This is a genomic window from Microbacterium aerolatum, from assembly GCF_007988825.1.
In the GTDB taxonomy this organism is placed as follows: Bacteria; Actinomycetota; Actinomycetes; order Actinomycetales; family Microbacteriaceae; genus Microbacterium; species Microbacterium aerolatum.
Map to the genome: position 1 here is coordinate 54,479 of NZ_BJUW01000010.1, position 24,770 is coordinate 79,248.

Genomic DNA, 24,770 nt, shown 5'->3' on the forward strand with positions numbered 1-24,770 from the left:
TGTCGGGCATGACCAATCGCCTCGCCGAGACGCTCAGCCCGTATCTGCGCGCGCACGCCGACAACCCGGTCGACTGGTGGCCGTGGGGAGCGGATGCGTTCGCAGAGGCGCAGCGCCGGGACGTGCCGCTGCTCATCTCGATCGGATATTCGACGTGTCACTGGTGCCACGTGATGGCGCGCGAGTCGTTCTCATCGCCGGAGATCGCTGCGGAGATCAATGCGAAGTTCGTTGCGGTCAAGGTCGATCGGGAGGAGCATCCCGACGTCGACGGCGCATACATGGCGGCGGCATCGGCGTTCACGCAGAATCTCGGCTGGCCGCTGACGGTGTTCGCGACGCCGCAGGGGCGCACGTTCTACGCCGGCACATACTGGCCGCCGGAGGCGCGCGGCCCGATGCCGGGCTTCCCAGACGTGCTCGCCGCCGTGCAGGAGGCCTGGACGATGCGCCGCGAGCAGGCGATCGAATCGGCGGATGCCGTCGCCGCAGCGCTCGCGCAAGCCGCCGAGACCACGCCCTCCGATCTGCCGACCGCCGCGTCGCTGGCGGGCGCCGCGGAGGCGATCGCCGCCCGCGAGGATGCCATGTTCGGCGGCTTCGGAGGAGCGCCGAAGTTCCCTGTGGCGACGACGCTCGGCTTCCTGCAGCAGCCGGCTGTGCGCCGCGAGGCACCGGACGCCGCGGCCGCTTCCGAACGCGCGCTGAAGGCCATGGCGGCCTCGGATCTGCGCGACGCGGACGGCGGCTTCTTCCGCTACGCGACGCAGCGGGACTGGACCGTGCCGCATTACGAGCGGATGCTGACCGACAACGCGCAGCTGCTCGATGTCGCGCTGCGGGCCGGCGACGAAGGGACGGCGCGGGGGATCGCGGACTTTCTGCTCGACGTGCTTCGGCGGGACGGCGCGGGTTTCGGTGCCGCACAGGATTCCGAATCGGTGATCGACGGGGCGCGAAGCGAGGGCGGCTACTACCTGCGACCGGTTCCTGAGCGGGCAGGTCTCGAGCCGCCGGTGGTCGACGGCAAGGTCATCACCGCCTGGAACGGTCTCGCGATCGCTGCGCTCGCGCGGGCGGGTGCCGCGCTGGGGGAGGATTCGTGGGTGGCTGCTGCCGCCGAGGCCGCGAACTTCGTGCTGCGGGTGAACCGGTCGCAGGAAGGGCGGCTCGTGCGATCTTCGCTCGACGGGCAGGCGTCCGCTGCAGTGGCGACGCTGGTCGATCTGGGATTGCTGGCGGCCGGTCTGTTCGCGCTCGCCGTGGCGACCGGGGATGCGACGTGGGCCGTGGAGGGTCGTGCGATCCTCGACGACCTGATCGCCTCAGGCGCCGAGGGTGATCCAGTGCTGGCCGCGCACGGCGTCGTCGCCGCCCCAGACCAGACGGATGGCGACCTGCCGTCCGGAGTCTCCGCGCTGGCCGTCGCCGCCCTCACCGCCTGGCGGCTGGGCGCGGGTGAGAGTTATCGCGCCGCCGCCGAAGAGCAGGTCCGGGCGCACGCGGCATCCGCTCTGCAGCATCCGTTCGGGCACGGCTCTCTACTGGGCGTCGCGGCGGGTCTGGCGGAGCCACCTCGCCAGGTAGTCGTGGTGACGGAAGATCGCGCGAGTGCGCTCGCCGCGGCATCCCGACGGCTGGATGCCGATGTCATCGCGGTCGTCTCTCCCGCGCAGGCGCAGGCGTTCGAGGATGCCGGGTTCGAGCTGTTCGCCGGGAAGTCCGCCGCCGCGGAGCTGGCGTACGACTGCCGGGCATTCGTGTGCCGGCTGCCGGTTGCGGCTGCCTCGGAATTGACGCGCCGGCGCTGAGACCGGTCATCGCGGGGTGCGTGTGCGTGCACGTTGCTCGAGTTTGGCCCGGCGAATCGATCCGCGCACCTCGAGGATCGCGCAGCTCAAGTCCCACTGATCTATCAGGCGCCAGGAGATCAGCTGAGCGGAGAGCGCCTCGGCGAAGCGCAGCTGAACGTCGCGATCGATGCGGTCGGGTAACAACCATGGTTCGGACACGTAGATGCCGAGCGCGAACAGCAGATCGTCGGCGAACATCGTTCGGGCGAAGGCGCTCTCCGGACTGATCTCTTGCTCGAGCTCGAGCACGGACCGGTCGCCGTCGGTGAGGATACGGTGACCGTCGGTCTCCATGCAGCGGCGCAACTGCACTTCGGCCGTGACGATTCGTCGTCGGCGCAGCCCCGTCTTGTTCTTGAGCTGCGCGCTCAGGAAAGCGGTCAGGATCTCGTCGATGTGCGGTCGCTGCGTGCTCATGCGTTCATGATCCTGAGTGCCTCCGACATCGAGGACGATTCTCGGAATTTCTTCCTTGATCGGCCCGAAAATGCGGCTCGTAATGTCGGTGGCCCCCTGTTGAATGGAGGTATGAACAGCATCGTCGCTCAGCTGAGAGAGATCGAGGAGAACCTTGACTCAGCAGCGTGCGATGCCTTCGCCGACGAAGCGATCCCCGAGCTGTCCGCTGTCGAGATCGCCGACGTGCTGGCGACGACTGGGCGCATTCAGCGGCGTCTGGAGGGGGTGCAGATCGAGGCGACGGTGCAGGTGCGCGACCGCTCCGAAGGCATGTGCGACGACAAGATGACGTTGGCCTACGGCTGCTCGCGGCCCGCCGATCTCGTACGGATGCTGATCGGCTCCGACTCTCGGCAGGCCACGCAGTTGGTGAAGGCGGCAGGACACGTGCGCCGCGACAGGAGCTTCACCGAGGGGTCGTTCCTCCCCGCGCGCTATCAGGCTCTGCGCGACGCTCTGGTCGGCGGCGAACTCGGTCTTGCCGGTCTGGTCGCGGCGACCGATCCGATCGAGCGCTCCGCGCGACGCCTCACCGCAGACGCGCGCGTCGAAGCGGACCGGCAGCTCGCGGACCTCGCCTGCGGAGTGGAGGCTGACGCTGTGCCCGAGGCTGCGCCTCGCCCGTTGCCGCTTCCGGAAGACCTTCGCGTGTTCGCGCAGGTGATCGCCGCCTACCTCGACCCCGACGGCGCCGAGCCCACCGACGACATCGCGATGTGCGGACGATCGTTCACGATCGGGCGGGTTCGCGCCGACGGGCTCGCACCGGTTCACGGCGGTCTGCTCCCGGAGGTCGCCGGCCAGCTCAGTCTGCTTCTCGACTCCATTCTCAATCCCCGCGTGGAGGGTCCGGAGAATCCCGAACAGACCGGCGTGCGGTTCGAGCCGTCGCACGAGCTCGACCCCGATCGGCACTGCGGTGCCGGCACCCATTCAGAGGATTGTGCCTGTGGGCTCGCGGTGGATCATGCACCCGACGACCTCGAGTTCAGAGATACGCGCACCCGCGCGCAGAAGCAGCATGACGCGCTGGCGTCGATTCTGAACACCGCAGCTCGCACCGATCTGTTCCCGCACCTCGGCGGTGCGGCGCCGACGCTCGTCATCTCGACCGCCCCAGAGGACTACGCCTCCGGTACGGGGTGGGCGCAGGTCGCTCACACAGGCGACCTGATCCCGCAGCGGGTCGCGGCGCAGACCGCATGCGCGGGTGGTGTCCAGCGCGTGTTGTTCGACGAAAACGGCCGCATCGTCTCGATCGGCACGACCGGTCGCATCTTCAACGCGCTGCAGCGCCGCGCGATCACCGCCCGTGACGGCGGATGCATCATTCCCGGTTGCACGATCCCCGCGACGTGGTGCGAGATCCATCACGTCGACGAGCACGCGGACGGCGGTCCGACTCATACTGACAACGGCGTGCTGCTGTGCTGGTTCCATCACCGCACACTTCATCTGACCGAGTGGGTGGTCCGCATGAACCGTGGTGTGCCGGAAGTGCGGGGCCCGGCGTGGTGGGACCCCCACCAGCACTGGCACCGAACGCGAAGTCCGCACCGGCGACCAACTGTGCCCGGTTGAGCCCGATCAGGCGTCGATGCCGAGGATCCGCAGCGCGGTTCGAAGGTCTGGCGCCCCGCGAAAGTGATGCGTCGGCATGCCCAGCGCCTCTGCTCCCGCGAGCTTGCTCGGCGAGTCATCCGTGAAGAAGACCTCGGCCGCAGGCAGTTCGAGCCTGTCGAGTACACGCTGGAACGCTCGCCTGTCAGGTTTGGCGAAGCCGAGTCGAGCCGAGTTGAACACATGATCGAAGTACGGCGTCAGCCCGAGCGCGTCGACCTCTGCCTCCACGGTGTCGGTGCCGTTGGTCAGGATCGCAGTACGCCATCCTGCCCCGCGAATCTTCTTCACGACGCGGATCATCTCCCAGTCGACTTCGGACGGCGTCCGACCCCACTCGACTGCGGCGCGGGCATTGCCGAGATGCGCGCCGATCTGCTCGATCCAGGCCGCACGCGTGACTACGCCGGTGATGACAGGCTCGAGCACGTCGTCTGCGAACGCGAATCGTGCGATGGTTCCCGGTTCGATGCAGTGGCGCTGCTCGACCGCCGCGATGTGATCGGTTGCAAAGTGCCGGATCACGCCATCGAGGTCGAAGAGTACGGCTCGGAGCATGGGTCGATGATCTCAGGTTCGGCGCGCGACGTGCGCTACACCCAGGTCGGCAGCCAGTTGTGGATGAGCCAGAACTCGTACGGCACGCTCATGCCCGTCCAGACCGGGTAGAAGAACGCCGAGACCAGCACGACGGCGACGAGGAACACCATCACGGTGCGTTCGCCGGCCTGCCGACGGTACAGCGGATCGTCGCGGCGGCCGGCGACATCCCGCAGCGCGAGCACGAGCGCCAGCACGAGGAACGGCACCATCACCACCGTGTAGAACTGGAAGATCGTGCGTTCCGGGTACAGCAGCCACGGCACGTATGTGACACCGAGGCCGACCAGCGGGAGACCGTACGTCCACGGCATCGGCCGGCGTTCGATGAGCCCGCGCACCAGCCGGTACAGCAGGTAGATCGCCGCGGCGACGCCGGCGTACCAGATCAGCGGATTCGGCACGGTGGAGATCACCGACATGCAGTGGCCGGTGCCGCAGCTCGGGTCGTCGCCGACCCACACGGCGGTCGGACGGACGAGGAACGGCCACTGCCACGCCGGGCTGGAGTAGGTGTGCCCAGAACTGAGACCGACGTGGAACCCGTAGATCGACTCGTGATAGTTCCACAGCGCGACGAGCGGGTTGGCGTCGGACCGCCTGTCATAACCACCGGCGGTCACGAGCCAGCCGGTCCATGAGGCGAGGTAGGTGATGAAGGCCACCGGCACCAGCAGCAGGAACGAGACCACGCCCTGCCTGGCGACGGCATCCATCGGCCAGTACGCGACGCCGGCACGTCGCCGGGCCAGCGCGTCCGTGACCACGAGGTAGATGCCGAGTCCCGCCAGCGCGTACAGTCCCGACCACTTCACGGCGGTCGCCGCGCCCAGCGCGACACCTGCCGCGATCACCCATGGGCGGCGCCAGACGATGCGACCCCACAGGTACTCCCGATCGTCGTCGGGCGCGCGTTCCACCAGCGGAATCGAACGCCGCCGGTCCAGGAGGATGAAGTGGAATCCCAGCAGGATGAAGAACGTGAGGATGCCGTCGAGCAACCCGATACGGCTCATGACGATGCTCAGGCCATCGATCGCGAGCAGAAGGCCTGCGACGCTCGCCGCGACGATCGAACGGGTCAGCTCCTTGGCGACGAAGTAGACCAGGAGCACGGTCGCCGTGCCGATCAGCGCCACCGGCAGTCGCCATGCGGCGCTGTTGCCCATACCGAACGCGCCCATGCCGAGCGCGATCAGCCACTTGCCCAGCGGCGGGTGCACCACGTAGCTGCCGGCATCGCTCAGCGTGCTCGTGTCGCCGGTCATGAACGCCTCGTTCGCGCCGTCGGCCCAGGTTCCCTCGTAGCCGAGAACCCAGAGCGACCAGGCGTCCTTGACGTAGTACGTCTCGTCGAACGCCAGGGTCTGCGGGTGCGCCAGATTCGCCAGCCGCAGCACGGCAGCGAGCGCCGTGATCACCAGCGGCGCGAGCCAGCGGATGACGCGGCTCCACTCCGGATCGAGCAGGACCCGGTCGCGTACCCGCCCCCATACCGTCAGGCGCGTCTCCGGAGGCGGCAGCAGAGGCACGGGCGCAGACACGGCATAAGCCTAAGGCGTGCCGCTCATCCTCCCGCCGGCTCAGGACGAGAGCCACGCCTAAGCTGAACACGTGATCATCCTCGCGGCGACCCCGATCGGAAACCTCGGCGACGCGTCCCGCCGTCTGATCGAAGTGCTCGAGAACGCCGAAATCGTCGCCGCAGAGGACACCCGCACGACTCAGCGCCTGCTGCAGGCGCTGAAGATCGAGAACCGGCCGCGGCTGATCGCCCTGCACGACCACAACGAGAAGCACAAGGCCGCAGAACTCGCCGCGCTCGCGGTCGACGAAGACATCGTCGTCGTCAGCGACGCCGGGATGCCGGCGGTCAGCGACCCCGGATACGGTCTTGTCGCGGCGGCCGTGGAGCTGGGGGTGACGGTCACGGCGATCCCCGGTCCGAGCGCCGTGATCATGGCGCTCGCGATCTCGGGGCTGCCTACCGACCGGTTCACGTTCGAGGGATTCCTGCCGCGCAAACCGGGGGAGCGGCGTTCAGCCCTCCGTGCAGTGGCTGCCGAGCCGCGCACCATGATCTTCTTCGAGTCCCCATCGCGGCTCGCCTCTGCGCTCGCCGACATGGGCGCGGCGTTCGGAGACGAGCGTCGCATCGCCGTGTGCCGCGAGCTGACCAAGTTCTATGAAGAGGTGCGCCGCGGGACGGCATCCGAACTTGTGGAGTGGGCGGAAGCCGGCGTCAAGGGCGAGATCGTCATCGTCGTCGAGGGCGCAGCCCCCATCACGGCATCCGCAGAGGATGCCGGCGCGCAGGTGCAGGCGCTGGTCGAGGGCGGTATGCGCCTGAAGGACGCCTGCGCCGAAGTCGCCGCCGCCACCGGCCTCAGCTCCCGCGACCTCTATCAGCAGGCGCTCGCGTCACGCTCGCGATGACGTCCGCGTCGATCGGCGCGGCCTACGACGCACGCGCCGCGGAGTACGTCGAACTCGCCGGCGACGTCGAGCAGATGGATGCCGCAGACCGATCGCTGATTTCACAGTGGCGGGATGCCACGCCCGGTCGGCTGCTGGACGCAGGTTGCGGCCCGGGACTGTGGACCGACTTTCTCGACGATGAGAACCGGGACGTCATCGGCCTCGACATCTCGGAAGAGCTTCTCGCCGCCGCGCGCAGCCGCCATCCGCACCTGCGCCTCGAGCAGGGCTCCTTCTATGCGCTTCCGGTCGCAGACGCATCGCTCGGCGGCATCCTCGCCTGGTACTCGCTTATTCACACCCCGCCCGCCGAGCTCCCCGCAGTGCTCGAGGAGTTCGCACGCGCGGTCGCTCCCGGCGGCTCCCTCCTCATCGGCTTCTTCGACGGGCCGCCGCGCCAGCCGTTCGCGCACGCGGTGACCGAGGCCTACTTCTGGTCAGCGGAAGCGCTCTCCGACCTCCTCGCGCCCGCCGGTTTCACGGTGTCGCACCAGGAGCGTCGCGAACGCGCATCCGATGAAGTCAGCATCCGCCCCCACGGCGCACTGATCGCGACTCGTCACTGACGGGCGCGCTCGCTCGACACAGGTTCAAAGGCTTCGACTCGCTTCGCTCGCTCAGCCCGTTTCGTCACTTCGACTCGCTTCGCTCGCTCAGTACATCGCTTCGGCGGCTCCGCCGCCTCCGCTCAACGACCCGCAACAGCTGTCCGCACGGGTCGTTGAGTGAGCGGAGCGAGACGAAACGGGGTGAGTGGAGCCGCAGGCGTCGAGACAGCACGACACACGAATGGCCGACCCGCCCATCCGGCCTAGAATCGAAGCCATGCCCGCAGGCGATTCCTTCTACATCACCACGCCCATCTACTACCCCTCCGATGTGCCGCACATCGGCCACGGGTACACGTCGGTGGCGGTCGACACGCTCGCCCGCTGGCACCGCCAGGCAGGCGATGACACCTGGATGCTGACGGGCACGGACGAGCACGGGCAGAAGATGCTCCGCGCCGCCGCGGCGAACGACGTCACCCCGCAGCAGTGGGTGGACAAGCTCGTCTCGGAGAGCTGGTTCCCGCTGCTGGAGACGCTAGACGTCGCCAACGACGACTTCATCCGCACCACCCAGGAGCGGCACGAGAAGAACGTGCAGGTGTTCTTCCAGCGCCTGTACGACGCCGGCTACATCTACGCCGGTGAATACGAGGCGCTGTACTGCGTGGGCTGTGAGGAGTTCAAGCCGGAGTCCGAGATCGTCGACGGCACCGGCCCCTTCGAGGGGCTGAAGGTCTGCGCGATCCACTCCAAGCCCCTCGAACTGCTGCAGGAGAAGAACTACTTCTTCAAGCTGAGCGAGTTCCAGGACCGCCTGCTCGAGCTCTACAAGAACGAGCCGGACTTCGTCCGCCCGCACTCCGCCCGCAACGAGGTCGTCTCGTTCGTGAGCCAGGGCTTGAAGGACCTCTCCATCTCGCGCTCCACCTTCGACTGGGGCATCCCGCTGCCGTGGGACGAGTCGCACGTCATCTACGTCTGGGTCGACGCGCTGCTGAACTACGCCACTGCGGTCGGCTACGGCAGCGACGACGAGAACTTCCAGCGGCGCTGGCCCGCGTACCACGTGGTCGGCAAGGACATCCTCCGCTTCCACGCCGTGATCTGGCCCGCGCTGCTGATGGCCGCCGGCGTCGAGGTGCCCAAGGGCGTCTTCGCACACGGCTGGTTGCTCGTCGGCGGCGAGAAGATGTCGAAGTCGAAGCTCACGGGCATCGCGCCGACCGAGATCACCGACGTCTTCGGCTCCGACGCGTACCGGTTCTACTTCCTCTCCGCGATCGCGTTCGGACAGGACGGCTCGTTCTCCTGGGAGGACCTGTCGGCCCGCTACCAGGCCGAGCTCGCGAACGGCTTCGGAAACCTCGCCTCGCGCACCGTGGCGATGATCGAGAAGTACTTCGAGGGTGTCGTCCCCGAGCCCGCCGCGTACACCGAGCAGGATCTCGCGATCCAGAAGATCGTCGCGGATGCGGCCACAGCAGCGGATGCCGCGATCGAGAGCTTCCGCATCGACGAGGCGATCTCGTCGATCTGGACCATCGTCGACGCCCTGAACGGCTACATCACCGAGAACGAGCCGTGGGCGCTGGCCCGCGACGAGCAGCAGCGCGGCCGCCTCGGCACCGTGCTGTACACCTGCGCCGAAGGACTGCGCGCGCTCAGCGTGCTGCTGTCGCCGGTGATGCCGCAGTCGACCTCGAAGCTCTGGTCAGCGCTCGGTGCGACCGAGACGCTCGGCGCCCTGCAGGAGCAGCCGATCCGCGAAGCCGGCACCTGGGGCGCGCTGCGCCCCGGCACCACTGTGCACGCGCTTGCCCCGCTGTTCCCCCGTGTGGAATCCCAACCTTGACCGAGAACCCCAGCCAGTACGTTCGGGAGCGGGCGACCGAGGGCCGCAAGGACCTCCGATATCCGCCCGCTCCCGAACCGCTGACCGTGCCCGTGTACGACAACCATGCGCACCTCGAGATCACGGACGGCGACGACCCGCTCTCGCTGACCGAGCAGCTCGATCGGGCCGAGGCGGTCGGGATCCTGGGCGTCGTGCAGGCCTCCGGCGACATCGAGTCATCCCGATGGGCGGTGGATGCCGCGGCATCCGACCCGCGCGTCCTCGCCGCCGTCGCGATCCACCCGAACGACGCTCCCGTCTACGCCGAGGCAGGGCAGCTCGACCACGCCATCGGCGTGATCGACGAGCTCGCCGCGCACCCGCGTGCGCGCGCGATCGGTGAGACCGGTCTGGACTTCTTCCGCACCGGACCTGAGGGCCACGCCTCCCAGTTCGAGTCCTTCGAGGCGCACATCGCGCTCGCCAAGAAGCACGGCATCGCGATGCAGATCCACGACCGTGACGCGCATGACGCGGTTCTGGAGACGCTTGCCCGCGTCGGCGCTCCGGAGAAGACGGTGTTCCACTGCTTCTCCGGCGACGACGAGATGGCGCGAGTCTGCGCGGATGCCGGCTACCACCTGTCCTTCGCCGGCAACGTCACGTTCAAGAACGCGCAGAACCTGCGCGATGCGCTGCAGGTCACGCCTCTCGACCGCATCCTCGTCGAGACGGATGCCCCGTTCCTCACGCCTGTGCCGCTGAGGGGTCGCCCGAATGCGCCGTACCTCGTGCCGCTGACCGTGCGCTTCATGGCCGCAGAGCTCGATCTGCCCGTCGACGAGCTCGCCGCGCAGATCGCGGAGAACACGCTGCGCGTCTACGGAAGTTTCGCGGACTGACCGGTCACTCGGCGGTCTCCGGCTCGTCGACCACGACCGGAGCGTTCACGATGTGCGAGATCGGCTTCCACACCAGCAGCAGCGTGACGGCCGCGCCGGCGAAGGCGAACCACCACGGCGCCGTGAGTCCCCACACCTGCGCGATCACTCCGCCGAGTGCCTGACCGATCACCATGCCGCCGAAGACGCCGACCATGTTCACGGACCCGACGCGCCCCTGCAGCGCATGGGGTACCAGGCGCTGCCGCACGGTGGTGGAGATCGTCCCCCACACGAACGCATAGCTGCCGAACACGAACATGATCACCAGCGCCACCCAGCCGACGGTGGTGAGGGCGAACGCCAGATGCATGAGCACTTCGAGACTCAGCGCCACGCGCATCAGCGTCGCGAAGGACACGTGCCGTTCCAGCCAGCCGAAGCTCAGCGTCGCGAGGATGCCGCCCGCGGCCGACGCGGTCGTCAGCATGCCGTAGCCCACCGGTCCCATGTTCAGGTGTTCGGTCGCGTACAGCACCAGCACGCCCCAGGGTGCCGCCCAGGTGACGTTGAAGACGAGGATGATCAGGATCAGGGTGCGCACGGGCGGATTGCGCCACATCCACCGGACGCCCTCGGCGATGTCGGTGTGCACGGGGGTCCGCGCCTCGGTCTCACGCGGCGGAACCGGCGTCGAGGCCATTCGCGCGATCAGGACGATGGCGAACCCGATGCAGACGACCTCGACGAGGAACGGCCACGCCGCACCGGCGGCGAACAGGAAGGCTCCGATGGGCGGGCCGGCGAACTGATTGGCCACCAGGTAGCCGGCCTGCAGGCGGGCGTTGCCGATCCCGAGATCGGCGGGCTTCACGAGCATCGGCAGCAGAGTGCTGGCGGAGGTGTCGACGAAGACCTCTGCCGTGCCGTACAGGAACGCCACGACCAGGACGACCCAGATGTTCGCGGTGCCGGTGACGATGAAGACGCACAGCGCTGCGAGCACGATCATCCGGGCGGCATTGGCGAACATCACCAGCCGGCGGCGATCGAACCGGTCGGCGATCGCGCCGGCATGCAACCCGAAGACCAGTCACGGAAGGAACTGGAGCACCGCGCCGGACGCGACCAGGATCGGCGACGACGTCAACGACGCGATCAGCAGGGGAGCGGCGGCCAGGGCGATGCCGTCACCGACGTTGCTGGTCCACGACGACGCGAGCAGCCAGCGGAAATCGCGCCCCATGCGACGGGGTGCGATGAGCTCGCCGAGTGTGGGCACCCGATCACAATAGTGCGCATGGGGGACAATGGCAGGATGACCGTCACACTGCTCGGCGCCACCGAGATCCGCCGACTTGCCGCCGAGCTCGACGTCACCCCGACCAAGAAGCTCGGCCAGAACTTCGTCGTCGACGCGAACACCGTGCGCAAGATCGTGCACGTCGGCGGCGTGCAGGCGGGGGAGCGCGTGGTCGAGGTCGGCCCTGGCCTCGGCTCCCTGACCCTTGCCATCCTCGAGACCGGGGCGTCCGTCACTGCCGTGGAGATCGACCACCGGCTCGCAGCACGCCTGCCGGAGACCGCCGCCGCACACGGTGTTCCGAACGACGCCCTCACCGTCGTCGACGCCGATGCGCTGCGGGTCACCGAGCTCCCCGGCGACCCCACTGTGCTCGTCGCCAACCTCCCGTACAACGTCTCGGTTCCGGTGCTGCTGCACTTCATGGAGACGTTCCCGAACCTCCAGCGCGGCGTCGTCATGGTGCAGGCCGAGGTCGGCGAGCGCCTCGCGGCCCCTCCCGGCAGCAAGATCTACGGCGCGCCGAGCGTCAAGGCCGCCTGGTACGGCCCGTGGCGTCTGGCGGGACACGTATCGCGGCAGGTGTTCTGGCCGGTCCCGAACGTCGACAGCGTGCTGGTCGCCTTCGAACGCGATGCGCAGCCGCGCGGCGACGAAGACATGCGGCGCGCGACGTTCCGCATCGTGGATGCCGCGTTCCAGCAGCGTCGCAAGATGCTCCGGCAGGCGCTCGCAGCCGTCCTCGGAGGCACGGCTGCCGAAGCATCCGCCGTTCTCGAGCGCGCCGGTGTCGCGCCGACGGCCCGCGGCGAGCAGCTCACTGTCGACGATTTCGTGAGAATCGCCCAGACGATTCAGCACTGACGAGAGGGCGCTGACGCTTCAGGGCTAACCTGGAGGCGTGACCGATTCGCCGCGCTTCCGCCCCGATGTCCCCGAGATCCACCGCCCCTACGTGGCGAAGGACGACCGTTACCAGCAGTTCGAGTACCGGCAGGTCGGCACGTCAGGGCTCTTCCTCCCGCCGATCTCGCTGGGGCTGTGGTGGAACTTCGGCGACAACATCCCGCTCGACAACCAGCGCGCGCTCCTCCGCCACGCCCTCGACCGCGGCATCACCCACTTCGACCTGGCCAACAACTACGGCCCGCCGTACGGCTCGGCCGAGAAGAACTTCGGCCGCATCTTCAGCGAGGACTTCCGTCCGTACCGCGACGAACTGATCATCTCGTCCAAGGCCGGCTGGGACATGTGGCCCGGCCCCTACGGCGACTTCGGCAGCCGCAAGTACCTCCTCTCCAGCGCCGAGCGGTCGCTGAAGGCCATGAACCTCGACTACGTCGACATCTTCTACTCCCACCGCGTCGACCCCGTCACCCCGATCGAGGAGACCGTCGGGGCGCTCGACACCCTCGTGCGTCAGGGCAAGGCGCTCTACGTCGGAATCTCCTCCTACAGCGCAGAGCGCACGGCCAAGGCCGTCGAGGTCGCCCGCGAACTCGGCACCCCGCTCGTGATCCACCAGCCCTCCTACTCGATCCTCAACCGCTGGACCGAGGCCGAGCTCAACGACACTCTGCGCACCGAGGGCCTCGGTGCCATCGCGTTCACGCCGCTCGCGCAGGGGCTGCTCACCGACAAGTACCTGAGCGACGGCACCGCTCAGCGCGCGCAGAAGCGCGGATCGATCTCCGACAAGCCCCTCTCGCCGGAGGGACTCGAGATCCTGCGCGGGCTCAACGCGATCGCGCAGGAGCGGGGACAGTCGCTCGCGCAGATGGCGCTGCAGTGGACCCTGCGCGACCCCGTGGTCGCCTCGGCCCTGATCGGAGCATCCCGCACGGAGCAGCTCGACGAGAACATCGCCGCGGTGAACGGTCCCGCGTTCACGGCAGATGAACTCGCCCGCATCGACGCGCTGTCGAACGGCATCGACGTCGACCTGTGGGCATCCTCATCCTCACTGTGAGCCGACCATGAGTCTCGCCGCCTTCCCCGAATCCGTGCACGTGCGCGCGCCGGGGAAGATCAACGTCTACCTGGGCGTCGGCGGCCGCCACGACGACGGCTATCACGCCCTGGCGACGGTGTTCCAGGCCGTGTCGCTCTACGAGGACGTCATCGCGACGGAAGCCTCCGATTTCACACTGACGGTGTCGGGCGCCCTGAACCCCGACACCGTGCCCGTCGACGACCGCAACCTCGCGATGCGCGCGGCGAAGATGCTCGCCTCCGCCACCGGGTACGAGGGCGGCGTGCACCTCGAGCTGCGTAAGAGCGTGCCGGTCGCCGGTGGGATGGGCGGGGGATCGGCGGATGCCGCGGCCGCACTGGTCGCGTGCGACGCACTGTGGGGCACCGGTCTCTCGCCGCACGATCTGCACGAACTCGCCGCACGCCTCGGCGCCGACGTCCCGTTCGCCCTGCATGGCGGCACGGCCGTCGGCACCGGACGCGGAGACCAGCTGAACCCCGCACTCGCGCGCGGGCGCTTCGACTGGGTGCTGGTGACCAGCGACGAGGGGCTCTCGACTCCCGAGATCTACGCACGGCTCGACGCGCACCGCGCCGAGAACGGCGCGCTCGCCGACGACCCTCCGCTCTCGCTGGACGTGCCGATCCCCGTGCTGCAGGCGCTGCGCGCCGGTGACCCGCACTCGCTCGCTGCGAGCATGTTCAACGACCTCGAGGTGCCCGCTCTGCTGGAGCGCCCCGTCCTGGACGACATCATCAAGGAGGGCCTGCACGCCGGCGCCCTCAGCGGCATCGTCTCGGGCTCGGGGCCGACGCTCGCCTTCCTGTGCGAGACGCCGGAGAGCGCGCAGTACGTGCAGGCCGCGTTGGCGGATGCCGGCCGCACAGCGCTGCACGTGCACGGCCCCGTGGCCGGCGCTCGCATCATCTCCTGACCCGGGGCGCGGGCTCGGATCGTGCGGATCTGACAACGCGATGCCCTCCGCAGATGCGCGAGTTGTGCGCGGAGGACATAATGGGATGATCCATGTGACCGTGCACATCCGAAGGAGGAGTTTGCGATGGCTCCCTCCGGCGAGCGGGCACGAGTACCCAGCATCCGCGATGTCGCGCGCCTGGCAGGCGTCTCGCATCAGACCGTCTCACGGGTGCTGAACGAGCATCCCAGCATCCGGCCGGAGACGCGCAAGCGCGTCGAGGACGCGATCGCCGTCCTCGACTACAAGCCGAACCTCGCGGCGCGCGCCCTCGTGACCAGCCACACGCGCACGATCGGGGTGCTGTCCGCCACGATCGGGGAGTTCGGCCCGACCTCGTCGATCGCGAGCATCGAGGATGCCGCCCGCGCCGAGGGGTACTCGGTCACCACCGTGAACCTGCCCGCCACGACACCCGAGGCGATCGGCGATGCCATCCGTCAGCTGGGCAGGGAGCAGGTCAGCGGCATCGTCGCGCTCGCGCCCCAGGTGCGGGTGTTCAACGTGCTGCGCGGCATGGCCGTCGGGGTGCCGTTCGTGAGCCTCCAGACGGCGTCGGGCTCGGACGGATACACGCTCTCGGCCGACCAGGTCGCCGGAGCTCGGGCTGTCACAGAGCACCTGATCGATCTGGGACACACCGACATCCTGCACCTGGCCGGACCGCAGGACTGGATCGAGGCGGAGTCGCGCATGCGCGGCTATCTCGACGCGCTGCGCGAGGCCGACCTGCCGACGTTCCCGCCGATCCGCGGGGACTGGAGCGCAGATTTCGGTCACTTCGCCGGCCTCGAACTGGCGCGGCGACGCGACTTCACCGCCGTCTTCGCAGCGAACGATCTGATGGCGATCGGCCTTCTGCACGGCTTCCGGGATGCCGGGATCGACGTCCCGCGCGAGGTCAGCGTCGTCGGGTTCGACGACATTCCCGTGGCGGCACATGTCTGGCCGCCGCTGACCACCGTGCATCAGGAGTTCCCCGAACTCGGGCGCCGTGCGGTGGACATCCTCCTCGCTGAGATCAGGGGCGAGCAGGTGCCCCAGTTCGGCGCCGTCGCGCCGCAGCTGCGCCTGCGCTCCTCCAGCGCCGCGAGGTAGCCCGAGCGCCGAGATCTCGAATCCGCATCGAGAATCCGGCTCCACTTGACACCGGGGTTCCGGAAGCGCAAGATGGTGTCTCATGTGAACGGTCACATTGCGGGTGGCCGTCAGTAATCGAGGAAGATCAGTGAGCAGCACAGCGACGTTGCCGACCGTGTCAGGGCCGATCCTGGAGATGCGCAGCATCACCAAGGAGTTCCCCGGGGTGAAGGCTCTTTCCGATGTGTCGATCGCCGTGCGCGCAGGAGAGATCCACGCCATCTGCGGTGAGAACGGCGCAGGCAAATCCACCCTTATGAAGGTGCTCTCCGGGGTGTACCCGTACGGGAGCTACACCGGGGAGATCCTGCTGTACGGCGAGGAGCAGCGGTTCAAGGACATCGCGGCCAGCGAACAGGCCGGCATCGCGATCATCCACCAGGAGCTCGCGCTGATCCCTGAACTGTCGATCACCGAGAACATCTTCCTCGGCAACGAGATCCGCCACGGCGGCGTCATCGACTGGCGCGCATCCAAGACGCGCGCAACCGAGCTGCTCGCGCGCGTCGGCCTCTCGGAAGACCCCGACATCGCCATCAAGCACCTCGGCGTCGGCAAGCAGCAGCTCGTCGAGATCGCCAAGGCGCTGAACAAGGACGTCAAGCTCCTCATCCTCGATGAGCCCACCGCCGCGCTGAACGAGAACGACTCCCAGCACCTGCTCGACCTGATCCTCGGTCTGAAGGCCAAGGGCATCGCGTCGATCATGATCAGCCACAAGCTCAACGAGATCGAGCAGATCGCCGATGAGATCACGATCATCCGCGACGGCCGCACGGTCGAGACCCTCGACATCACCAAGGGCGAGATCAACGAAGACCGCATCATCCACGGCATGGTCGGTCGCTCGCTGGAGAGCCGCTACCCCGACCGCACGCCCGAGATCGGCGAGGTCTTCTTCGAAGTCAAGGACTGGTGGGTCCAGCATCCGACCGTCAGCGAGCGGATGGTCGTGAAGGGATCTGGGCTCAACGTGCGTCGCGGTGAGGTCGTCGGGATCGCCGGGCTCATGGGCGCCGGACGCACTGAGTTCGCGCGCAGCATCTTCGGACGCTCCTACGGCACGTTCCTCGGCGGACAGCTGTTCAAGGACGGTGAGGAGATCGAGCTCCGCGACGTCTCCAGTGCCATCCGCCATGGGCTCGCCTACGTCAGCGAGGACCGCAAGAGCCTCGGGCTGAACCTGCTCGACTCCATCAAGCGCTCCGTCGTCTCGGCCAAGCTCGCCAAGATCGCCCGCCGCGGCGTCGTCGACAAGCGCGAGGAGTTCACGGTCGCCGAGCGCTACCGCAAGGCGCTGCGCATCAAGACCCCGACCGTCAACCAGGGCGTCTCCACGCTCTCCGGCGGCAACCAGCAGAAGGTCGTGCTCGCCAAGTGGATGTTCACCGACCCGGATCTGCTGATCCTCGATGAGCCCACCCGCGGCATCGACGTCGGCGCCAAGTACGAGATCTACTCGATCATCAACGAGCTCGCGGCAGCGGGCAAGGGCGTCATCGTGATCTCCAGCGAGCTGCCCGAGCTGATGGGCATCTCCGACCGCATCTACACCATCTTCGAGGGACGCGTCACCGACTGCATCCCCGCCGACCAGGCCACCCCGGAGGCGCTCATGCGCAGCATGACCTCCACGAATCAGAAGGCGAGCGCATGAGCAGCAGCACGACCCCGACCCAGAAGCGCGGGTTCCACTTCTCCGACATCAGGAAGATGTTCGGCGGAGGCGGAACGTCCTCACTGCGCCAGTTCGGCATCCTCGGCAGCCTCATCGTCATCGTGATCTTCTTCGAGATCACCACGCTGCTGCGCAACGGCGCCAACGGTGCGACCCTGACGCCCGGCAACCTGATCAACGTCATCAACCAGTACTCGTTCATCCTGATCCTGGCGATCGGCATGGTGATGGTCATCATCATGGGCCACATCGATCTGTCCGTCGGGTCGGTCGCGGCCTTCGTCGGCATCATCGTGGCCAAGTCGATGGCCGAATGGAACCTCCCCTGGCCGCTCGCGATCCTGCTCGGCCTGGTCGTGGGAGCTCTGGTCGGGGCCTGGCAGGGATTCTGGGTCGCGTACGTCGGCGTGCCGGCGTTCATCGTGACGCTGGCCGGCATGCTGTTCTTCCGCGGTGCGCAGCAGTTCATCGGCGACGCCCAGACGATCCCGGTGCCCAAGGGCTTCCAGATCATCGGAACCGGTTACCTGCCTGAGGTGGCGCTGCCGCTGAACTTCAACGTGCTGACCATGGTCCTGGCGCTTCTCGGCGTCGCGTGGCTGATCTTCTGGGAGGCCCGCACGCGCCGCATCCAGCGCAAGATGGGGTCGGACATGGCGCCCCTCTGGGTGAGCGTCACCAAGGTCGTCCTCCTCTCCATCGTCGTCCTCGCGGCGGCCTGGATGTTCGCGACCGGCAGGCCTGGCACGAGCTTCCCGGTTCCGGGCCTCATCCTGCTGGCGCTGGTCATCCTCTACTCGTTCGTCACGAACAGCACGGTGTTCGGCCGCCACATCTACGCGGTCGGCGGCAACCGGCAGGCCGCGCGCCTGTCGGGCGTGAAGGACCGCTGGATCGACTTCTTCGTGATGATGAACATGTCGACGCTCGCCGCTCTTGCCGGCATGATCTTCGTGGCCCGCTCGCAGGCATCCGGCCCGAACGACGGCACCGGCTGGGAGCTGGATGCCATCGCATCGGTCTTCATCGGTGGCGCAGCGGTCGCCGGCGGCATCGGCACCGTGATCGGGTCGATCATCGGTGGTCTGGTGATGGCCTTCCTCAACAACGGCCTCGCACTGCTCGGTCAGGGCGCCGACGTCGTCTCGATGATCAAGGGCCTCGTGCTTCTGGTCGCCGTCGGCATCGACGTGTGGAACAAGCAGCAGGGCCGGCCCTCACTGATCGGCTTCATCATGCGCAAGCGCAACAAGCCGGATGCCCCGAACCTCACCGATTTCCCCAAGTCCAAGTAACCGCACCAACAAATCAGAGAAAGAGATCGCATGAAGAGAATCGCGTTCGCGGCGACAGCGCTCGTCGCCGCATCAGCACTCGCCCTCACCGGCTGCTCAGGGCAGCGCGGAGGCGACACCGGGGGCGACGCCGGTTCCGAGGAGGCGGCCGGTTTCGAGGCCGGTTCGTCGATCGGCATCGCGCTTCCCGACAAGACCAGTGAGAACTGGGTCCTCGCCGGCCAGCTGTTCACGGACGGACTGGAAGAGGCCGGCTTCAAGGCCGACGTCCAGTACGCCCCGGCATCCAACACGGTCGCCGAGCAGCAGAACCAGATCCAGGCCATGGTCACCAACGGCGCCAAGGTCATCGTCATCGGCGCGAAGGACGGCAAGCAGCTGGCCACGCAGGTGCAGGCGGCGCAGGATGCCGGCGCCTATGTGATCGCCTACGACCGTCTCATCGAGAACACCGAGGCCGTCGACTACTACGTCGCGTTCGACAACTTCAAGGTGGGTCAGCTGCAGGGCCAGGCGCTGCTCGACGGGCTCGCCGAGCGCGCAGGCCACGATGCGCCGTACAACATCGAGCTGTTCTCCGGCTCGCCGGACGACGCCAACTCGGCCGTGTTCTTCGGCGGCGCGATGGACGTGCTGCAGCCGAAGATCGACGACGGCACGCTGAACGTCGTGTCGGGTCAGACCGAGATCGCGCAGACCGCGACCGAGGGCTGGCTGGCCGAGAACGCGCAGAACCGTATGGACACGCTGCTGACCGGCTCGTACAGCGGCGACGCGGTCATCGACGGCGTCCTCTCCCCGAACGACACGCTTGCGCGTGCCATCATCACCTCGGTGCAGCAGTCCGGCAAGGACGTCCCGGTCGTCACCGGCCAGGACTCCGAGGTCGAGTCGGTCAAGTCGATCATGGAGGGCGTCCAGTACTCCACGATCAACAAGGACACCACGCTCCTCGTCGAGCAGACCATCAAGATGATCGGTCAGCTCCAGAAGGGCGAAGAGGTCGACGTCAACGACGAAGAGCAGTACGACAACGGTGCGAAGATCGTTCCGGCGTACCTGCTCGAGCCGCTGATCGTCACGAAGGAGAACGCCGCGGAGGCCTACGCCAACGTTCCGAGCCTCCTCGAGATCGTCGAGTCCTACAAGTAATCCAGCGCTGGGATCGCGAGCCGTCCGGACCTTCGGGTCCGGGCGGCTCGCTCTTTCATCGCCACGACCGGCGGGGGCGGCGTCTGCCGTAGCCTGGTAAGGACATGGCACATCTTCTCGGGGCCGAGGGCCTCCACCTGGAATACCCGACCAAGGTCGTCTTCGACTCCATCACGCTCGGCATCGAGGAGGGCGACCGGATCGGCATCGTCGGCCGGAACGGCGACGGCAAGAGCTCGCTGCTCGCGATGCTCGCCGGCCGCAAGGAACCGGACGGCGGACGCGTCACCATGCGCGCCGGGACCCGCGTGGGCGTGCTCGACCAGGCGGACACGCTCGACGACGCCCTCACGATCGCGCAGTCGGTCGTCGGGGACGTTCCCGAGTACGAGTGGGCGGGCGACGCACGGGTGCGGGACGTCATCCAGGGTCTGCTCGCGGATCTGGCGTGGGATGCTCCGGTCGCGGGCCTCAGCGGCGGACAGCGTCGCCGAGTGGCGCTGGCCGCGCTGCTGGTGGAGGACTGGGACATCATCGCGCTCGACGAGCCGACGAACCACCTCGACGTCGAGGCGATCACCTGGCTCGCGGGACACCTGAAGAAGCGCTGGGCAGCGAACGCCGGCGCATTCCTCGTCGTCACCCACGACCGCTGGTTCCTCGACGAGGTGTGCACCGAGACCTGGGAGGTCCACGACCGGATCGTCGAGCCCTTCGAGGGCGGGTACGCCGCGTACATCCTGCAGCGCGTGGAGCGTGACCGGATGGCCGCCGCCACCGAGGCGAAGCGCCAGAACCTCGCTCGCAAGGAGCTGGCCTGGCTGCGCCGAGGAGCTCCCGCGCGTACGAGCAAGCCGAAGTTCCGCATCGATGCGGCGAACGTCCTGATCGAGGATGTCCCCGAGATCCGCGACAAGGTCTCGCTGCAATCGCTGGCGGTCTCGCGGCTCGGCAAGGACGTCGTCGATCTGCTCGATGCTGGAGTGACCTACGGTGACCGCGAGGTCCTCCGTGACGTCGAGTGGCGGATCGCGCCGGGGGAGCGCACCGGCATCCTCGGTGTGAACGGCGCCGGCAAGTCCACGCTGCTCGGACTGGTGTCAGGCGCGATCGAGCCGACCAGCGGGCGAGTCAAGCGCGGCAAGACCGTTCAGGTGCGTACGCTCACCCAGCGGCTCGACGAACTCACCGACGTGTGGAACGATCCGGTGCGGGTGGTCATCTCGAGCCTTCGCACCGAGTACACGTTCGGCAACGGCTCCAAGGCGCAGGCGCTCACGCCCGGCCAGCTGCTCGAGCGGCTCGGCTTCTCGTCGGCACAGCTCTCCACGCCGGTGAAGGATCTCTCGGGCGGTCAGCAGCGGCGCCTGCAGCTGCTGCTCGTGCTGCTCGACCAGCCGAACGTGCTCATCCTCGACGAGCCGACCAACGATCTCGACACCGACATGCTCGCCGCGATCGAGGACCTGCTGGACTCATGGCCGGGAACGCTGCTGGTGGTCTCCCACGACCGGTACTTCCTCGAGCGCGTCACCGACCAGCAGTACGCCGTGATGGGCGGACACCTGCGGCATCTGCCCGGCGGGGTCGATGAGTACCTGCGCCTGCGGTCCGCCGAGCAGAACGCGCCCGCGGCCGCATCCGCAGCGGCAGCGACTCCGCGGCTCGACGGAGCGGCGCTGCGCGCCGCGCAGAAAGAGGTCGCCGCACTCGAGCGGAAGATCCAGAAGCTCACGCAGCAGATCGACAGGTCCAAGCACGCGCTCGTCGAGCATGACCAGTCCGACTACGAAGGCCTCGCCGAGAAGATGAAGGCGATCAGCGCTCTGGAGACCGAGGTCGAGGAGAACGAGATGCGCTGGCTGGAGCTCAGCGAGCAGCTCGACTGATCAGAACCGATCCGCTCGCCCGGGCGCGTAGCGCAGCGTGCGGCGCGTGACGAACTCGCGCTGCTGACCTGACAGCGGGTCGACGAACCGGAGTTCCCTGGCCAGCAGCTGCAGGGGTCGCTCGTGGTCGTCCGGCTTCTCGTCCGTGAGGATCGGGTAGAGATTGTCGTGCAGGATGCCGGCCCCGATCGAAGCGAGGTGCACGCGCAGCTGGTGCATCTTGCCCGTGTGCGGTCGTAGCAGGGTGTGAATGACGCGCTCGTCGGCGTCGATCAGCTCGATGAGCGTCTCCGAGTTCGGCTCGCGCGCGAGGTCGACGTCGACGCACACCTGGGCGCGCAGCTTCTCGATGTGCAGTCGCACGGTCAGCGGGAACCGGTCCTCCCACCCCTCTGGCCGGGCGGAGACGGCCTCGTAGACCTTCTCGATCGCACGAGCCTGGAAGAGCATCTGGTAGGCGCCGCGGGTCTGCGGGCGAGTCGAGAACATCAGCAGACCCGCTGTCGCACGGTCGAGCCGGTGCACCGGCGCGAGGTCGGGGTTGTCGAGCTCTCGCCGCAGGCGCACGAGGGCGGAGTTCTGCAAGTACTTGCCGGCAGGTGTCGTGGGGAGGAAGTGCGGCTTGTCGACGACGAGGAGATCGTCGTCCTGGTGGAGGATCTCCACGTCGAACGGGATGTCGACCTCGACGGGTGGTTCGCGGTAGTACCAGACGAACTCCTCGGCGCCTAGAGCGGTGTCGCGCGTCAGGGCGGATCCGTCGAAGGCCACGATCTCGCCGCGGTCGAAGCGCTCCCGCAGGTGCTCGGGGTCGAGATGGAAGAAGCGTTCGACCATGTACGCGCTCACGGTCGGCCACGGGCCCGAGAGCGGAACATGCAGACGAGTGGCGCCGACGCCGTCGCGGATGGGGAGGGGCGAGCGCATCGCCATCAGGATGCCGCCATCACGAGTCGAAGCTCAGGCTGAGCTTGCGCAGCAGGGACGCCATTCGATCCCGGTCGGAGCGGGACAGCGCCTTGAGCAGCTCGGCTTCGACATCGACGAGGCGGGTGATGGCGGCATCCACGCGGATGCGGCCATCGTCGGTGAGCGTGACCAGCACGCTGCGCCGGTCGCCGGGGTCGGCCTCCCGCCGCACGAAGCGGCGTCCGACGAGGCGGTCGATGCGATTGGTCATCGTGCCGCTCGAGACCAAGGTCTGCTGCAGCAACTGCTTGGGGGAGAGCTGGAACGGAGCGCCCGCGCGACGCAGCGCCGAGAGCACATCCCACTCCCAGGGCTCGATGTCGCTGCGACGGAACACGTCGCGTCGGGCACGGTCGAGATGGCGGGAGAGCCGGTCCATTCGGGAGAGGACCTCGAGGGGGGAGAAGTCCAGATCGGGACGCTGGGTGTTCCATGCGCCGACGATCCTGTCGACCTCGTCTGCCTCGTTCATCCCTCCATTATCCGATGCGGACGGACGCGGGATGGAAAGCGTCCGTTCCGAGTGCCCCATCACCGACCGAATCGATCCCGCAGGGACACACCGGCCGGTCATGGCAGACTTGTCTGGCAGCCCGCGGGCTGTGGTCCGCCGTGGTGTAATGGCAGCACGACAGCCTTTGGAGCTGTTAGGTCCAGGTTCGAGTCCTGGCGGCGGAGCATGACGGAGAACAGACTCGCCATCATCGTCCTCGCAGCAGGACAGGGCACCCGCATGAAGTCACGCCTTCCCAAGGTGCTGCATCCGATCGCGGGGCGCCCGCTCGTCGGGCACGTGCTCACCACGGCATCCCATCTCGGCGCGGAGCACATCGAGGTCGTCGTGCGTCACGAGCGCGATCGCGTCGTCGAGGTCCTCAGCCAGAGCTATCCGGATGCCGTGATCGTCGACCAGGACGACATCCCGGGCACGGGGCGCGCGGTCCAGGTCGCGATCGACGCGCTGCCCGCTGACTTCAGCGGCGACGTGCTGGTGCTCTCCGGCGACGTCCCGCTGCTCGAGGCCGGCACGCTGCAGGCGCTCGTCGACGCGCACCGGTCCGCCGCGGCATCCGCCACCGTCCTCAGCGCGCTGCTCGATGACCCGAGCGGGTACGGCCGCGTCATCCGCGACGACAGCGGCACGGTCGCGCGCATCGTCGAGCAGAAGGATGCCACCGCCGACGAGGCTGCGGTCAACGAGATCAACTCGGGCGTCTACGTCTTCCGCGCGGCATCCCTGCGCACCTTCCTCACCAAGATCGACCAGGACAATGCTCAGGGCGAGCTGTATCTGACCGACGTGATCGGCCTGCTGCGCGAGGCGCAGGAGACGGTCGCCGCCGAGATCGCCGCCGACACCGCCGCGACCTTCGGCGTGAACGACCGCGTTCAGCTCGCCGAGGCCGGTCGCGTGCTCAACGACCGCATCGTCCGGCGCTGGCAGCGAGAAGGCGTCACCGTCGTCGACCCGGCGACCACCTGGATCGACGACGACGCGAAGCTCGCCCCCGACGTGACACTCATGCCGAACACCTACATCGCGGGGGCCACGGTCGTCGAGTCCGGCGCCGTGATCGGCCCCGACACGTCGCTCCTCGACTGCGAGGTCGGTGAGAATGCCGTCATCCGCCGCTCCGACGCGACCCTCGCCGTCATCGGCGCGGGCGCCACCGTCGGACCGTTCGCGTACATCCGGCCCGGCACTGTGCTCGGCGAGAAGGGCAAGATCGGCACCTTCGTCGAGACGAAGAACTCGCAGATCGGCGCCGGCAGCAAGGTTCCCCACCTCTCATACATCGGCGACACCACGATCGGCGAGCGCGTCAATCTCGGCGCCGGCGCCATCACCGCGAACTACGACGACATCGTCAAGCACCGCACCGAGATCGGCGATGAGGTGCACACGGGCTCGCACAACGTCTTCGTCGCGCCGGTTAGGATTGGAGACGGTGCGAAGACCGGAGCGGGAGCGGTCGTCCGCAAGGACGTTCCCGCGGGTGCTCTGGCCTTGAGTGTCGCCCCTCAGCGCAATGTCGAGGGGTGGGTCGAGAAGAATCGGGCCGGTACGGGAGCCGCTGAGGCGGCGAGCCGGGCCAGCAGAACCGAAAAGTAAAGGC

20 protein-coding genes, 1 tRNA gene and 1 pseudogene are annotated in these 24,770 nt (G+C 67.9%); 16 read left to right on the forward strand and 6 right to left on the reverse strand.

Annotated features, from left to right (window positions below; all coding sequences use genetic code 11):
• Window positions 1-8: 8 nt before the first annotated feature.
• The gene (locus tag MAE01_RS11425; protein ID WP_147039685.1) at window positions 9-1,811 is read left to right on the forward strand and encodes a thioredoxin domain-containing protein; all 1,803 of its coding nucleotides are present in this window, start codon (window positions 9-11) and stop codon (window positions 1,809-1,811) included.
• Between the two features lie 6 nt (window positions 1,812-1,817).
• Here the strand turns inward: MAE01_RS11425 and MAE01_RS11430 are convergent, their stop codons facing one another.
• A complete protein-coding gene (locus MAE01_RS11430; RefSeq protein WP_147039686.1) occupies window positions 1,818-2,270 on the reverse strand; it encodes a hypothetical protein in 453 nt (150 codons plus the stop codon).
• Between the two features lie 111 nt (window positions 2,271-2,381).
• On the opposite strand from MAE01_RS11430, the gene MAE01_RS11435 reads away from it, so the two are divergent.
• Window positions 2,382-3,893 (forward strand): HNH endonuclease signature motif containing protein, encoded by a 1,512-nt coding sequence (locus MAE01_RS11435; RefSeq protein ID WP_186806222.1) that lies wholly within the window; start codon window positions 2,382-2,384, stop codon window positions 3,891-3,893.
• Between the two features lie 6 nt (window positions 3,894-3,899).
• On the opposite strand, the gene MAE01_RS11440 is transcribed toward MAE01_RS11435, so the two are convergent.
• Complete coding sequence (locus tag MAE01_RS11440) at window positions 3,900-4,490, reverse strand: HAD-IA family hydrolase (RefSeq protein ID WP_147039688.1); 591 nt, start codon at window positions 4,488-4,490, stop codon at window positions 3,900-3,902.
• Window positions 4,491-4,525: 35 nt separating this feature from the next.
• Complete coding sequence (locus tag MAE01_RS11445) at window positions 4,526-6,076, reverse strand: dolichyl-phosphate-mannose--protein mannosyltransferase (RefSeq protein ID WP_147039689.1); 1,551 nt, start codon at window positions 6,074-6,076, stop codon at window positions 4,526-4,528.
• 70 nt (window positions 6,077-6,146) lie between these two features.
• On the opposite strand from MAE01_RS11445, the gene rsmI reads away from it, so the two are divergent.
• From rsmI to MAE01_RS11465, 4 genes are all read left to right on the forward strand, one after another.
• Complete coding sequence (rsmI, locus tag MAE01_RS11450; protein WP_147039690.1) at window positions 6,147-6,968, forward strand: 16S rRNA (cytidine(1402)-2'-O)-methyltransferase; 822 nt, start codon at window positions 6,147-6,149, stop codon at window positions 6,966-6,968.
• Window positions 6,965-7,576 (forward strand): class I SAM-dependent methyltransferase, encoded by a 612-nt coding sequence (locus MAE01_RS11455; protein WP_147039691.1) that lies wholly within the window; start codon window positions 6,965-6,967, stop codon window positions 7,574-7,576. Before rsmI ends, MAE01_RS11455 begins: the two co-directional genes overlap by 4 nt.
• 259 nt (window positions 7,577-7,835) lie before the next feature.
• A complete protein-coding gene (gene metG / locus MAE01_RS11460) occupies window positions 7,836-9,413 on the forward strand; it encodes a methionine--tRNA ligase (RefSeq protein ID WP_147039692.1) in 1,578 nt (525 codons plus the stop codon).
• On the forward strand, window positions 9,410-10,297 hold the full coding sequence (locus tag MAE01_RS11465) for a TatD family hydrolase (protein ID WP_147039693.1): 888 nt from the start codon (window positions 9,410-9,412) through the stop codon (window positions 10,295-10,297). The genes metG and MAE01_RS11465 overlap by 4 nt, the downstream gene beginning before the upstream one ends.
• A gap of 4 nt (window positions 10,298-10,301) precedes the next feature.
• Here the strand turns inward: MAE01_RS11465 and MAE01_RS11470 are convergent.
• A pseudogene (locus MAE01_RS11470) lies at window positions 10,302-11,522 on the reverse strand (MFS transporter).
• Between the two features lie 72 nt (window positions 11,523-11,594).
• Here MAE01_RS11470 and rsmA point away from each other — a divergent pair.
• From rsmA to MAE01_RS11510, 8 genes are all read left to right on the forward strand, one after another.
• On the forward strand, window positions 11,595-12,443 hold the full coding sequence (gene rsmA / locus MAE01_RS11475; RefSeq protein ID WP_147039694.1) for a 16S rRNA (adenine(1518)-N(6)/adenine(1519)-N(6))-dimethyltransferase RsmA: 849 nt from the start codon (window positions 11,595-11,597) through the stop codon (window positions 12,441-12,443).
• 37 nt (window positions 12,444-12,480) lie between these two features.
• Window positions 12,481-13,548 carry an L-glyceraldehyde 3-phosphate reductase gene (gene mgrA, locus MAE01_RS11480; RefSeq protein WP_147039695.1) on the forward strand — a complete coding sequence of 356 codons (1,068 nt, stop codon included), beginning with the start codon at window positions 12,481-12,483 and terminating at the stop codon, window positions 13,546-13,548.
• A 7-nt stretch (window positions 13,549-13,555) separates the two neighbouring features.
• Window positions 13,556-14,488 carry a 4-(cytidine 5'-diphospho)-2-C-methyl-D-erythritol kinase gene (locus tag MAE01_RS11485; protein WP_147039696.1) on the forward strand — a complete coding sequence of 311 codons (933 nt, stop codon included), beginning with the start codon at window positions 13,556-13,558 and terminating at the stop codon, window positions 14,486-14,488.
• A 126-nt stretch (window positions 14,489-14,614) separates the two neighbouring features.
• The gene (locus MAE01_RS11490) at window positions 14,615-15,628 is read left to right on the forward strand and encodes a LacI family DNA-binding transcriptional regulator (protein WP_147039697.1); all 1,014 of its coding nucleotides are present in this window, start codon (window positions 14,615-14,617) and stop codon (window positions 15,626-15,628) included.
• Between the two features lie 178 nt (window positions 15,629-15,806).
• Window positions 15,807-17,327 carry a multiple monosaccharide ABC transporter ATP-binding protein gene (gene mmsA, locus MAE01_RS11495; RefSeq protein ID WP_186806224.1) on the forward strand — a complete coding sequence of 507 codons (1,521 nt, stop codon included), beginning with the start codon at window positions 15,807-15,809 and terminating at the stop codon, window positions 17,325-17,327.
• A complete protein-coding gene (gene mmsB, locus MAE01_RS11500; protein ID WP_147039698.1) occupies window positions 17,324-18,643 on the forward strand; it encodes a multiple monosaccharide ABC transporter permease in 1,320 nt (439 codons plus the stop codon). Before mmsA ends, mmsB begins: the two co-directional genes overlap by 4 nt.
• A 30-nt stretch (window positions 18,644-18,673) precedes the next feature.
• The gene (locus tag MAE01_RS11505; RefSeq protein ID WP_147039699.1) at window positions 18,674-19,795 is read left to right on the forward strand and encodes a substrate-binding domain-containing protein; all 1,122 of its coding nucleotides are present in this window, start codon (window positions 18,674-18,676) and stop codon (window positions 19,793-19,795) included.
• Window positions 19,796-19,899: 104 nt separating this feature from the next.
• Window positions 19,900-21,684 carry an ABC-F family ATP-binding cassette domain-containing protein gene (locus MAE01_RS11510; RefSeq protein WP_147039700.1) on the forward strand — a complete coding sequence of 595 codons (1,785 nt, stop codon included), beginning with the start codon at window positions 19,900-19,902 and terminating at the stop codon, window positions 21,682-21,684.
• On the opposite strand, the gene MAE01_RS11515 is transcribed toward MAE01_RS11510, so the two are convergent.
• Together MAE01_RS11515 and MAE01_RS11520 are read right to left on the reverse strand one after the other, a co-directional pair.
• Complete coding sequence (locus MAE01_RS11515) at window positions 21,685-22,611, reverse strand: pseudouridine synthase (protein ID WP_222591677.1); 927 nt, start codon at window positions 22,609-22,611, stop codon at window positions 21,685-21,687. It lies immediately after the preceding gene.
• 19 nt (window positions 22,612-22,630) lie between these two features.
• Window positions 22,631-23,125, reverse strand: a complete 495-nt coding sequence (locus MAE01_RS11520) for a MarR family winged helix-turn-helix transcriptional regulator (protein ID WP_147039702.1) — start codon at window positions 23,123-23,125, stop codon at window positions 22,631-22,633.
• A 134-nt stretch (window positions 23,126-23,259) separates the two neighbouring features.
• Between MAE01_RS11520 and MAE01_RS11525 the strand changes: the two genes are divergently transcribed.
• A tRNA-Gln gene (locus tag MAE01_RS11525) sits at window positions 23,260-23,331 on the forward strand.
• Between the two features lies 1 nt (window position 23,332).
• Window positions 23,333-24,766 (forward strand): bifunctional UDP-N-acetylglucosamine diphosphorylase/glucosamine-1-phosphate N-acetyltransferase GlmU, encoded by a 1,434-nt coding sequence (gene glmU, locus MAE01_RS11530; protein ID WP_147039703.1) that lies wholly within the window; start codon window positions 23,333-23,335, stop codon window positions 24,764-24,766.
• The last annotated feature ends 4 nt before the right edge of the window (window positions 24,767-24,770 follow it).